This is a genomic window from Methylorubrum podarium, from assembly GCF_022179745.1.
Lineage (GTDB): Bacteria > Pseudomonadota > Alphaproteobacteria > Rhizobiales > Beijerinckiaceae > Methylobacterium > Methylobacterium podarium.
In genome coordinates this window covers 1-11,800 of record NZ_BPRD01000168.1, presented here as the reverse complement: position 1 = coordinate 11,800, position 11,800 = coordinate 1, and the positions used below count along the sequence as shown (strand labels likewise).

Annotated in this window: 10 protein-coding genes and 1 riboswitch; of the genes, 4 read left to right on the top strand and 6 right to left on the bottom strand. The window is 70.2% G+C overall.

Going from position 1 to position 11,800, the window contains the following annotated elements; genetic code table 11:
- The coding region (locus MFF42_RS08945) for an acetyltransferase domain-containing protein (RefSeq protein WP_238255418.1) at positions 1 to 1,083 on the bottom strand (1,083 nt) is incomplete at its 3' end.
- Positions 1,083 to 3,299: a TonB-dependent siderophore receptor gene (locus MFF42_RS08940; protein ID WP_238255417.1), complete on the bottom strand. Its 2,217-nt coding sequence runs from the start codon at positions 3,297 to 3,299 to the stop codon at positions 1,083 to 1,085. The genes MFF42_RS08945 and MFF42_RS08940, both read right to left, overlap by 1 nt.
- A gap of 108 nt (positions 3,300 to 3,407) precedes the next feature.
- Positions 3,408 to 3,616: riboswitch (cobalamin riboswitch) on the bottom strand.
- A gap of 354 nt (positions 3,617 to 3,970) precedes the next feature.
- On the opposite strand from MFF42_RS08940, the gene MFF42_RS08935 reads away from it, so the two are divergent.
- On the top strand, positions 3,971 to 5,125 hold the full coding sequence (locus MFF42_RS08935; RefSeq protein WP_238255416.1) for a DUF2778 domain-containing protein: 1,155 nt from the start codon (positions 3,971 to 3,973) through the stop codon (positions 5,123 to 5,125).
- Positions 5,126 to 5,258: 133 nt separating this feature from the next.
- Here the strand turns inward: MFF42_RS08935 and MFF42_RS08930 are convergent, their stop codons facing one another.
- On the bottom strand, positions 5,259 to 5,627 hold the full coding sequence (locus MFF42_RS08930) for a YybH family protein (protein ID WP_238255415.1): 369 nt from the start codon (positions 5,625 to 5,627) through the stop codon (positions 5,259 to 5,261).
- A gap of 32 nt (positions 5,628 to 5,659) precedes the next feature.
- Positions 5,660 to 6,103, bottom strand: coding sequence for an OsmC family protein (locus MFF42_RS08925; protein ID WP_238255414.1), 444 nt, complete (start codon positions 6,101 to 6,103; stop codon positions 5,660 to 5,662).
- 252 nt (positions 6,104 to 6,355) lie between these two features.
- Here MFF42_RS08925 and MFF42_RS08920 point away from each other — a divergent pair, with 252 nt between their 5' ends.
- The 3 genes from MFF42_RS08920 to MFF42_RS08910 all read left to right on the top strand — a co-directional run bounded on the left by MFF42_RS08920 (position 6,356) and on the right by MFF42_RS08910 (position 9,681).
- Positions 6,356 to 6,805, top strand: a complete 450-nt coding sequence (locus MFF42_RS08920; protein ID WP_238255413.1) for a PAS domain-containing protein — start codon at positions 6,356 to 6,358, stop codon at positions 6,803 to 6,805.
- Between the two features lie 108 nt (positions 6,806 to 6,913).
- Positions 6,914 to 8,164, top strand: coding sequence for a formyl-CoA transferase (gene frc, locus MFF42_RS08915; RefSeq protein ID WP_238255412.1), 1,251 nt, complete (start codon positions 6,914 to 6,916; stop codon positions 8,162 to 8,164).
- A gap of 308 nt (positions 8,165 to 8,472) precedes the next feature.
- On the top strand, positions 8,473 to 9,681 hold the full coding sequence (locus MFF42_RS08910) for an HPP family protein (protein WP_238255411.1): 1,209 nt from the start codon (positions 8,473 to 8,475) through the stop codon (positions 9,679 to 9,681).
- 62 nt (positions 9,682 to 9,743) lie between these two features.
- Here the strand turns inward: MFF42_RS08910 and MFF42_RS08905 are convergent, their stop codons facing one another.
- Positions 9,744 to 10,460, bottom strand: coding sequence for an alpha/beta hydrolase (locus MFF42_RS08905; RefSeq protein WP_238255410.1), 717 nt, complete (start codon positions 10,458 to 10,460; stop codon positions 9,744 to 9,746).
- Between the two features lie 191 nt (positions 10,461 to 10,651).
- Positions 10,652 to 11,800: oxalyl-CoA decarboxylase (gene oxc, locus MFF42_RS08900; RefSeq protein ID WP_238255409.1), on the bottom strand; the 1,149-nt coding region annotated here is incomplete at its 5' end.

Below are 11,800 nucleotides of genomic sequence, written 5' to 3'. Positions count from 1 at the left end.
GGCGAAGGCCGCCGCGATCGGCCAGATCTGCCACGGCGCCCCCGCCTCGACCCGACCCGAGGCTCCGGCGATGCCGAGGGAAGCGAGGCCGTCATAGACGAGGCGCAGGGCCCAGAGATGGGCGAGGTAGAAGAACAGCGGCGCCCCGCCGAAGGTGGCGAGCCAGCGCAGGCGTCCCTCCGGCACGCGCTCGAACAGCGCGAGCAGCAGCAGGCCGGGGCCGAGGGTGGCGAGCAGGAAATCGGCTGAGGGCGGGTACTTGGTGAGGTTGATGAAGGACAGGGCGCCCGCGAACCCGTCCTTGCCCGCCTGCCAGGGATGCGGATCGCCGTAGCCGTTGAGGCCGCGCAGGAGAAGGAAGACCGTGAGGCTCGCGAGGCCGAGGGCGACGAGGCGTCGGCGGCGTACGGCCGGGTCGGAACCGGGGGCGTAGAGCGGCCCGAGCGCGTAGCCCGCGGCGATGACGCCGATCCAGGGCAGGACCGGATAGGAGGTGCGCGCGGCGCCCCAGGGCAGCGGGATCATCCCGCGCTGATGCAGCACCGCCCAGAGCGCGTAGCCCGGCTGGTCGGGCGCGAGCACGAGGCCGTCGAGGGCGTTGTGGCCGAGCATGATCGCCAGCGCCGCGCCGATCAGAACGGGGCGCGGCAGCCAGAGCAGGGCGGCGAGCGCCAGCATGCTGAGCCCGATCGCCCAGATCACCTGAAGGTAGAGGACCGGCGGCAGCAGGCTGCCCGTCCAGGCGAGGTTCACCAGGGTGACTTCGAGGACGACCAGGAACAGCCCGCGCTTGACGAGGAAGGCGGAGGTCGCCGCCCGGCTGCCGTGCTTCCGCCCGTAGAGGCTCGCCGAGAGCCCCGTCAGCAGCAGGAAGACCGGCGCGCAGAGATGCGAGGCGGCCCGCGTCAGAAACAGGTCCGGCGGCGTCGCCGCGAGGTTGACCGGGTCGGTCACCTGGGCGTGCAGGTAGAAGAACTCGCGCACGTGATCGAGGAGCATCAAGAGCATCACCAGCCCGCGCAGGGCGTCGATGGCGCCGATGCGGGTGCGCGCAACCGGGGTGGCGTCCAACCGGGCCATCATCAGAACCGCACCGTCAGCGTGCCGGTGACGCGCCGGGGCGAGCCGGGATAGACCCGGAAGCGGTTGAGCGAACTCTCGTAATACTCGGTGTCGAACACGTTCTCGACGTTCAGCCCGAAGCGGAAGTTCTCGTAGCGGTAATAGGCCAGCGCATCGACCGCGATATAGGCCGGCAGCGAGAAGCTGTTGGCCGCGTCCGCCGCCCGCTCGCCGACGCCCCGCACGCCGCCGCCGATCCCGAGCCCGTTCCAGGGGCCGGCCTGCACCTCGTGCACGGCGAGCAGGCTGCCGGAGTGGCGCGGCACGTTGATGAGCGGCGTGCCCACCGGCAGCACGTTGTCCTTGGTCACGAAAGCGTCGGCGTAGACGTAGCCCGCCAGGATCTTGATCTCCGGCGTGATCTGGCCGGCGGCGGTCAGTTCGAAGCCTTCGCTCCTCACCGCGCCGGCGGCGAGCGAGAAGGCCGTGTTGTTGGGATCGGGCGTCAGCACGTTCTCCCGATCGACCCGGAAGGCGGTGGCGGTGAGCGCCAGGGCGCCCTCGTAGAGGTCGATCTTGGTCCCGACCTCGTAGCCGATGCCGGTCTCCGGCGCGAACGGTCCCGAGAGCGCCACGGCCGCCGCGTCGGGGCCGATATTCGGCCGGAAGCTGGTGCCGACATTGGCGAAGAGGGCGAGTTCGGGCGTCGGCTGGTAGACCAGGCCCGCCCGCGGGGTCGCCGCGAAATAGGTCTGATCGACCTGGGAGCGCGGGATGCGCTCGCGGAACGACTGCTCGAAGAAGTCGAACCGCACGCCGACCAGCGCCTTCCATTCCGGGCTCAAGGCGATCTGGTCTTGCGCGTAGAGGGCGGTGTTGGTGATCCGCTCCAGGTTGTTGCGCGGGATGGTGAGCGGCGGCAGCGGCTGGCCGTAGCGCGGATCGTCGATGTCGATGGCGTAGGGGCTCGTGCGGAAGTTCGAGCGGTTGTAGACGACCCGGCTGTCAGTGCTCTCGCGCTCGAAGCCGAGCAGCAGGGTGTGGCCGATGCCGGCGGTGTCGAAGCGCCCGACCACCTCCGCCTGGCCGATCGCCGTGTCCCAGCGGTAGTCGCGCACGTTCCGGTCGCGCGAGACGGTGCGGTTGTCGGCGGCGATGGCGCGGATCTCGGCGGATTCGCCCTCCAGCGTGCCGGTGTTGAAGTGGGTGGCGAGCCGCATCTGCCAGTCGGCGTTGAAGCGGTGATCGAGCCGCACCTGCATCGTGTTGCTGGTCTGGTACGTGCTCTGGCCCGGCTCGCCGAGGAAGCGCGAGATCGGAAGAACCCCGAGCCGCCCGTCGAGGGCGATGACGCCGCGGTCGAACACGATGCGGTTGCGCAGGAACTCGGTCTCGACGGTGATCCGGGTGTCCGGCGTGATCTGCCAGCTCAGGACGGGGGCTACCAGCAGCCGGTCGCCGTCCACGAAATCGCGGAAACTGCCCTGGCGGCCGGCGGCGAGGTTGAAGCGGTAGAGCAGCGTGCCCTCCTCGTTCAGCGCGCCGCCGGAATCGACCGTGCCGCGGACCTGCCCGAACGAACCCCACAGCCCGCCCATCTCGACGAAGCGCTCGCGCGTGGGCTGCTTGGTGACGATGTTGACGAGGCCGCCGGGATCGCTGCGCCCGAACAGGCCGCCGCCGGGGCCTTTCAGCACCTCGATGCGCTCGACGTTCTGCGTGTCCGGCGGGGGCGGCGTGCCGCGGTTGAGCGGAAAGCCGTTCTTGTAGATCTCGGAGGTGGTGACGCCGCGGATGGCGTAGCTGAAGACGGAGAGGCCGCCGAAATTGTTCTGCTGCGCCACGCCCGGCGTGTAGTTGAAGACGCGATCGACACGGGTCGCCGCGAGATCGGTGATGACCTCGCGGGGCGCGACGGTGACGACCTGGGGCACGTCGCGCTGGGGCGTGTCGGTCCGCGTCGCACTCACCGCACGGTCGGCGCGGTAGCCCGGCGTCGGGCCGATCAACCCGATCGTGCCGGACGCCGCCGTCCGGCCGTCCGGTGCGCCGTTGCCGACGCCGTTGCCCTGGCCGCGCCCCTCTCCCTCGACCGCCAACTCGTCCAGGGTGACCGAATCCTGTGCCCGCGCCTCCGCGCCGGGCAGGCCGGCGCAGAGCAGCGCGGCCAGCATCCAGCGCGGGCGCCGGGCCGGCCTTCCATCGATGGCGGCGTACAGGCTCGTCCGAACTCTCACAGGGCGCGCTCTGGCTGTTCGGACGCGGGCCCGAGCGGATGCCGGGCCGGACGCGCGCGGGGGAACGCGCTCGCCGATCAGGCACGCCGCCGGAACACCCCGTCCGGGGGACATCGTCGTGCCGAGGCAGGTCTCCTGGCTCACGGGTCAGCGCCCCCGTCTCGGCCTTCCCGGTGCATGGCACCAGTGACCATCGGTGACGGGCACTCACCGCTCACAGTTGCGGGGGCAGCTTCGGCGTCGCGCGAACCGGCTTACCGAATTCCCTCTTAGCCCTCGGACATCCGCCCGACGGAACCTTGGCAGTCGTACCTTCGCTGCGATGCGGCGAAGGGTCAACACGCGGCGGTGCGGAATGTAACAAGGTTACACAGCCTGTGACCCGCGGGGCACAACGGGGCATCGGGCGGAGAGAGCTCGGTCTCCACGTGGCAGCGTTGGCCGTCATCCCGGCTGTACGACACGGCTGAACCTGACGTTCAGCGGCAAAGCTTTTTGACAGGAGGTGGCTGCGATTTAGGCAAGATTAACCAAGATCCCGTTCAATGAGGAAAGGCTTAAGGTTGATCATTCCCTAATCGGCGAAGCCATCTCGATCGTCGTTCTGGCACAGAGAAGCCGGGAAGACGGTGGGAGGCCGTGCGGGATCCGCGTTGTCGAGTACCGCCCGAATGGACATCGCCGAGCTCGTTCAGAGTCGCTCCGCCCGGCCCGTCGTCCGCCGTCGGCGCGGGCCGCCCCTCGCGGCGCTCGCGCTCACCGCCCTCGGCGGCCTCGCCCTGGCCGGCCTGCTGCAACCGCAGGAGACCGCCGCGCCCTCGCCCGCACAGACCGCGCAGGTCTCGGGCGAGGCCGAACCGGCGGACGCCGCGCCGGCCGCGCCCGGCGCCCTGGCCTGGATGCTCGACCCCGCGCCCGTCCTCGACACGGCCGGAAGCGGCTTCGTCCGACAGGCGCCGAAGGCCGTCGCCTTCCGGGCTCCGACCGCGCCGGAGCCGCCCGTGACGCTCGCCGCCCTCCCCGCGGATCAATCTGTCGACATCGCGCCCTCCGCCGCGCCGCGCCCGGCCGCGCCGACGGCCCGCGTCGCGCTCACCGTGCCGCTGCCGATGCGGCGCCCCGAGGAATTCCGCTTCGAGCCGCGGACGCAGACCGCCCGGGCCGCGTCGAACCGGATCGCCACGGCGCGCGCCTCCACCGAGCCGACCCGTAGCGTGTTCAGCGCCGCGGTGACCGACGACCGCTCCTTCTTCGAGAAGATGTTCGACCTGCCCGGCTCGGCGCCGGCTCCGTCCTCGAACAAGGCGATGGCCTATGCCGGGCTCGACAGCGGCGCGGTCGATTCGGCCGCGCGGCGCCGCGTCGTGCCGGGCCCGGTCTCGGAGCCGGGCGTCGCCGTCTACGACATCAGCGCCGCCACCGTGACCCTGCCGAGCGGCGAGGTGCTGGAGGCCCATTCCGGCCTCGGCGTCGCCCAGGACAACCCGGACTACGTCCACGTCCGGATGCGCGGAGCCACCCCGCCCGGCGTCTACGACCTGCGGGAGCGCGAGGCCCTGTTCCACGGCGTGCGGGCGATCCGCCTCAACCCGGTCGGCGGCTCGGCCGCCATCCACGGGCGCGACGGCATCCTCGCCCACACCTACATGCTCGGCCCGAGCGGCGCCTCGAACGGCTGCGTCGTGTTCAAGAACTACACCCGCTTCCTTCAGGCCTACCTGCGCGGCGAGGTCCGGCGCCTGGTCGTGGTCCCCGGCACCGCCCCCGGCGTCTTCGCCAACCGGCGCAGCGCCACGCCGCGCCGCTCGGCCTCCGCCGCGGATTGAGGGATTCCAAAGGGGTCACCCCTTTGGCGGGGTGTTGGGGCAGCGCCCCAACGTCCCTCCACCAGGGCTCCGCCCCGGACCCGCGAAAGGACTTGTCCTTTCGAAACCTCTGACTTCGGCCGCTGCGAGCCCGTCAGCCCTTCGTGACCGGCTTGATCTTGAGCTGGTCGATCGCCCAGCGCCACGTGCCGTCCGGCTGCCGCCGGGCCGACTCGACCGAGAGCGCGCCGTTCGGCAGGCGCGCGAAGGTGAGCGCGAGGTCGCCGTTGCGGATCGCCGGAAGCGTCTCGGGCTCGGGGAAGTCCGACTTGCGGGCGAGCAGGTCCGTGTAGAAGCGGCGGATCTCCTCGTGGCCCGTCGCCACGATCTCGCCCGCGGCGATCACCGCCGCCGGCTCGTACAGGGCGACCAGCCCCTCGGCGTCGCCGGCATTGGCCCGCTCGTGGAAGAGCCGGGCCAGATCCTCGGGCTCCCGCGCCACGTCCCGCTGCGTCTCGCTCATCGCTCGTTCCTCCCTGTTCGTGTCAGACGCGTCTATTTCAGGCGGTTGCCGAGACCGTCCCGCACCGAGACCGCCACCGGAACACCGGCCTTGACGCTCTCGGACACGGTGCAGAACTGCTCGAACTGGCCGAGCACCCGGTCGAGCCGGTCCAACGACTCGGCGGGCGCGCCGAGGGCGATGTCGACCTCGATGCCGACGAGGCGCAGGCGGCCTTCCGCGTTGCGGGCCACCCGTCCGATCGCCTCGGCGCTCACGCCGCCGCCCTCCTGCCGGTACTTGCCGAGGGCGAAGGCGAGGCTCGCGCACAGGCAATTGCTCACGGCGGCGATCAGCACCTGCTCCGGCGAGGGGCCGGTGCCGCCGCCGATCGGCTCCGGCTCGTCCGTCAGGAGCGGCACGAAGGCTTCGCCGAACTCGATCCGGAAGGCGTAGGCCTCGATCTGTCGGATCTTGATGCTGTGCTTGCCCGACATCGCGGCCTCCTCGCCTCCCTTACAACGGCCCCACCGCGATCTCGTTCGCGCCGAGCGGGGCGCCTTGACCTGCCATTCGTCTCTGGTATACCAGATGCCAATCGGTGAGCCACCGGAAAGAGCGGCCACGATCCGGGAAGCCAAGGAGGCAGCGCCTGCCATGACTCGAAGCGGCATCCTCGACAGACAACCCGTTTCTTCGCTCGCCCAGCGGTTCGTCGGCTAACCGACGGCAAGATGGGGAGGCGATGGATGGCCCAATCGCAGACCTTCGACACATCCGGGCTCGTCGCGGCGATCGGTGACGCGGTGGTGATCTCCGACGCGGACGGGCGGATCGTCACCTGGAATCCCGCCGCCGAGCGGATCTTCGGCTTCTCGGAAGCCGAGGCGCTGGGCGAGACCCTCGATCTCATCACCCCGGAGCGCCACCGCAAGCGCCACTGGGACGGCTACGCCAAGACGATGCGGACGGGTGAGACCCGCTACGGCACGTCGCTGCTCAAGGTGCCCGCCCTGCACAAGGACGGACGCGCGCTCTCCATCGCCTTCACCGTCGCGCTGCTGCACGGCGCGGAGGGCGAGGTCACCGGCATCGCCGCGATCATCCGCGACGAGACCGAGCGCTTCCAGGAGGAGCGCACCCTGCGCCGCCGCGTGGCGGAACTGGAGGAGGCTCTGGGAACCCTGGTCTGCGCCTGAGGCGGAGGCCGAAGCACGAGAGCCACGTGATTCAGCGATATTACTGAAAGTATATTTTCAACTTTCAACAACGACCCACACGAAGTCGAAAGAGGGAGAAAAATCAAGATGACCCAGCCGCTCGAAGGCATCCGAATCATCGATTTCACGCACGTCCAGGCGGGTCCCGCCTGCACCCAGCTCCTGGCCTGGTTCGGAGCGGACGTGATCAAGGTCGAGCGTCCGGGCTCCGGCGACGTGACGCGCAACCAGCTCCGCCACGTCGAGGACGCGGATGCGCTCTACTTCACGATGCTCAACTCCAACAAGCGTTCGCTGACGCTCGACACCAAGACGCCGCAGGGCAAGGAAGTCCTGGAGAAGCTGATCCAAGAGTCCGACGTGATGGTCGAGAATTTCGGCCCCGGCGCCCTCGACCGCATGGGCTTCACCTGGGCCCGCATCCAGGAGCTCAACCCGGGCATGATCCTCGCCTCGGTGAAGGGCTTCTCCGACGGCCACCACTACGAGGACCTGAAGGTCTACGAGAACGTGGCGCAGTGCGCCGGCGGCGCCGCTTCGACCACGGGCTTCTGGGACGGCCCCCCCACCGTGTCGGCCGCCGCGCTCGGTGACTCCAACACCGGCATGCACCTCGCCATCGGCATCCTCACGGCGCTCCATGCCAAGAACAAGACCGGCAAGGGCCAGAAGGTCGCCGTGTCGATGCAGGACTCGGTGATCAACCTCTGCCGCGTGAAGCTGCGCGACCAGCAGCGCCTCGACGCCATCGGCTACCTCGAGGAGTACCCGCAGTACCCGCACGGCGAGTTCTCGGACGTGGTGCCGCGCGGCGGCAACGCGGGCGGCGGCGGCCAGCCGGGCTGGGTGCTCAAGTGCAAGGGCTGGCAGACCGACCCGAACGCCTACATCTACTTCACGATCCAGGGTCACGCCTGGGCCCCGATCTGCAAGGCCCTCAACAAGCCCGAGTGGATCGACGATCCGGCCTACAACACCGCCCGCGCCCGCCAGGACAAGATCTTCGAGATCTTCGCCTTCATCGAGGATTGGCTGGCCGACAAGACCAAGTTCGAGGCCGTCGACATCCTGCGCAAGTTCGACATCCCCTGCTCGCCGGTCCTCTCCATGAAGGAGATCGCCGCCGATCCGTCGCTGCGCGCCAGCGGCACCATCGTCGAGGTTCCGCATCCGAAGCTCGGCTCCTACCTGACGGTCGGAAGCCCGATCAAGTTCTCGGACATGAAGGTCGACATCAAGGCGTCGCCGCTTCTCGGTGAGCACACCGACGAGGTTCTCGCCGCCCTCGGCTACAGCCCCGAGCAGATCGCCGCGATGCACGAGGCCCGCGCGGTCTGACCTGAGATCGCGGCTGCCCCGGTCGACCGGGGCAGCCGGGACCGAATGGCCGGTTCCCGCCGGCCATGTTTCTCCCGGGACGGGGCATCGCCCCGGGAGCGCTTGACCGGGCATGGTGCCCGGGTTTTTTCCTCCTCCGATGACTTTCCCGGGCCGACTCCGTCGGTCCGGCTTTTCTGTCCGGAGCATCGTCTCGAAAGTCGGCTTTCGGCGAGAGACGGTGGGAAACATGAGGACCGAGCGCCCGCCGCCGCGGTGCGTCTCCTCCTTCGCCTCGTCCCTGCGGTGCCCTGCCGGTGAAGCGACCGTTGACTCCTTTTCTGCGCCGATTCCTGCCTGAGCAGGGCCCCGTCAGCCTCCGCGAGCGGGTTCGCGCCGCCTGCGGCGCCCTGGCCGGCCTCCTCGCCACCGGACTCGTCGCCCGCGCCGCCCTCGGGACCGGCACCGAACTGCCGGCGCTGATCGCGCCGATGGGCGCCTCGGCGGTGCTGCTCTTCGCCGTCCCGGCGAGCCCGCTGGCCCAGCCCTGGTCGATCTTCGGCGGAAACCTCGTCGCCTCGCTCGTCGGCGTCACCGCCGCCCTGCTCGTCCACGATCCCCTCGTGGCCGCCGCGATCGCCGGGGCCGGGGCCATCGCCGTGATGATGGTCCTGCGCTGCCTGCATCCGCCGAGCGGCGCCGTGGCGCTCACCGCCGTGCTGGGCGGCCCGGCGATCCACGATCTCGGCTACGGCTTCGTGCTGTGGCCAGTGGGCGTCAACACGCTGATCATCCTCGGCGTGGCGATCCTGTTCAACAACCTGACCGGCCGTTCCTACCCGCACGCGGCGCAGGCCGCGGCCGCCGTCCCGGCGCGGTCGAGCCGCTTCGGGCTGAGCTCGGCCGACATCGATGCGGCGCTCGAGGATTACGATCAGGTGCTCGACATCGGACGCGGCGATCTCGAGGCGCTGCTGCGGCGCGCCCAGCTCAGCGCCGTGATGCGCCGCTCCGGCCCGACGACCTGCGCCTCGATCCTGACCCGCGACGTGGTCGGCATCGCCCCCGAAGCCCCCTTGCACGAAGCGCTCGCCCTGCTGCGGCGCCATCACATCAAGATGCTGCCCGTCACCGACGAGAGCGCGCGGGTCATCGGCGTCCTCACCCAGACCGACCTGATGGACAAGACGGAGTGGGATGCGCGCGGGCCCCGTCTCGGCCTCGCCCGGCGCTTTCAGCTGACGCTCGGCCGGGGCCGCGCCCCGCATGGCTGCGCCGCCGACGTGATGACGACCGAGGTTGAGAGCCTGCGCCCGGAGATGTCGCTGGCCCAGGTCGCGGCGCGGATGGCCCAGAGCGGCCACCACCACCTGCCCGTGGTGGGACCGGAGGGGCGCCTGATGGGCGTCGTCTCCCAGAGCGACCTCGTCGCCGCGCTGCTGACCGAGGCCGCCGCCGGCGACGACACGTCCCGCGGGACCGCGCCGACCGACGACGCCGAGCGGCTGCCGGCGGGCCTTGCCGCCGGCATCGCCTAGTGCATCGATGACCGGGCGCATCGTCCTGGATCCGATATCCAGGACGATGCGCTCGACCCCGTTCAGGCGAAAAAGTCCCCGAGGAAGAAATCGACCGCTTGGGCCACCACGTCCGGGTTGTAGGCGTGCGGGCCGTCATATTCGACGTAGGTGACGTCGTAGCCCGCCCCTTTCAGCAGACGGGCATGGGTGCGGGCGCTGCGGTCGATCCCGATCTGCTCGTCGCGGGTCCCGTGCGACAGGAAGATCCTGGGGGCGCCGGCCTGCACCTGCACCGACATGAAACCGGCCGAGGACACGATCAGGTGGCTGACCCGGTCGCCGTTGGTGAGCCCGAGCGACAGGGCGTAGCTGCCGCCGTCCGAGTGGCCGGCGAAGGCGAGGTGGCGGGGATCGATCAGGAAGCGGTCGGCGACCTCGGCGAGCGCCCGGTCGAGCCGCTCCCGGTCGGGCCCGTTGCCGGCGATCACGAGATCCCAGGTCGGGTGGAGCGATTGCGGCGCGAGCAGCAGAAAGCCGCGCTTCTGCGCGTGCGTCTCCAGCATCGGCAGGATCTTCTCGGCACTGCCGCCGCCGCCGTGGAATAGCACCACCAGCGGCGTCGGCAGGCGCGCATCGATGTGCTCGGGCACGCGGATCAGCGCGTCGCGGGTCTCGAACAGGCCGAGCGCGTGGCGGCCGGGGGGAAGCGGCGGCTTGGTCGGCAGCCGCGGCAGGAAGGCGAGACGGCCGGCGAGACGGGGATCGAGGGGCGCGTTCGGGTCGGTCGCGGAGGACATCGGATGCATCCCTGGTGGCCCTCACTTGAACGCCGGCGTCCCGGAGCGCGAGTCCCCTCCCCGCAGGGAGGAGCGCGCACCGGCTGGCGCAGCGGGCGATTCGGCGTGCGGGCTGAGCCTTGAAACGAAGAAGACCGCGGCGCCTTTCGGCACCGCGGTCCGGTTCAGTCGCGCGGAGAAGCCAAGCGGCGTCAGGCGCCCTTCTTCTTCAGCGTGCTCTGCGGGTTGAGGCTGCCGATATTGCCGCTCTCGCTGCCGGCGGCCGGGTCGATCACCGCGTTGATGAGGGTCGGCTTGCCGGAATCCATCGCTTCATCGACGGCCCGCTTCAGCTCGTCCGGCGTGGTGACGTTCACGCCGACGCCGCCGAAGGCTTCCATCATCTTGTCGTAGCGGGAATCCTTGACGAAGACGGTGGTGCCGGGATCGCGGCCGGTCGGATCGATGTCGGTGCCGCGGTAGATGCCGTTGTTGTTGAAGATCACGATGCAGACCGGCAGCTCGTAGCGGCAGACGGTCTCCACCTCCATGCCGGAGAAGCCGAAGGCCGAGTCGCCCTCGACCGCCAGCACCGGCTTGCCGGTCTCGACGGCGGCCGCGACGGCGAAGCCCATGCCGATGCCCATCACGCCCCAGGTGCCGACGTCCAGGCGCTTGCGCGGCTGGTACATGTCGATGATGCCGCGGGCGAGGTCGAGGGTGTTGGCGCCCTCGTTGACGAGGATCGCGTCGGGACGCTCCTTGATGACGGTGCGCAGCGCGCCCAGAGCCGAGTGGAAGTCCATCGGCGAGGTGTTCTTCATCAGCTTCGGCGCCATCTTGGCGATATTCGCCTCGCGCTTCGAGCGGATGGTCTCGAGCCAGTTCTGCGGCGCGCCCTTCCAGTCCTTGCGGATGCCGTCGAGCAGCGCCTCGACGCAGGAGCCGATGTCGCCGACCATCGGGGCGGCGATCTCGACGTTCGAGTCCATCTCGCGCGGCTCGATGTCGATCTGGATGAAGCGCTTGGAGCCGGGCTCACCCCAGGTCTTGCCCTTGCCGTGCGAGAGCAGCCAGTTCAGGCGCGCGCCGACCAGGACGACGACGTCGGAATCCTTGAGCGCGGTGGAGCGCGCGGCACCCGCCGAGAGCGGATGGGTGTCGGGCAGCAGGCCCTTGGCCATGCTCATCGGCACGTAGGGGATGCCGCTCTCCTCGATGAGCGCGCGCACCGCCTCGTCGGCCTGGGCGTAGGCCGCGCCCTTGCCGAGGATGATCAGCGGACGCTCGGCCGACTTCAGCAGGTCCAGCGCCCGGGCGACGGAGGCGGGGGCCGGGATCTGGGCCGGGGCCGGGTCGAT

What these genes read in the sequence shown, in the direction of transcription:
- MFF42_RS08935 (WP_238255416.1), top strand. Translation starts at nt 3,971, where the DNA reads ATGGACATCGCCGAGCTCGTTCAGAGTCGCTCCGCCCGGCCCGTCGTC.
- MFF42_RS08930 (WP_238255415.1), bottom strand. Translation starts at nt 5,627, where the DNA reads ATGAGCGAGACGCAGCGGGACGTGGCGCGGGAGCCCGAGGATCTGGCC.
- MFF42_RS08925 (WP_238255414.1), bottom strand. Translation starts at nt 6,103, where the DNA reads ATGTCGGGCAAGCACAGCATCAAGATCCGACAGATCGAGGCCTACGCC.
- MFF42_RS08920 (WP_238255413.1), top strand. Translation starts at nt 6,356, where the DNA reads ATGGCCCAATCGCAGACCTTCGACACATCCGGGCTCGTCGCGGCGATC.
- frc (WP_238255412.1), top strand. Translation starts at nt 6,914, where the DNA reads ATGACCCAGCCGCTCGAAGGCATCCGAATCATCGATTTCACGCACGTC.
- MFF42_RS08905 (WP_238255410.1), bottom strand. Translation starts at nt 10,460, where the DNA reads ATGTCCTCCGCGACCGACCCGAACGCGCCCCTCGATCCCCGTCTCGCC.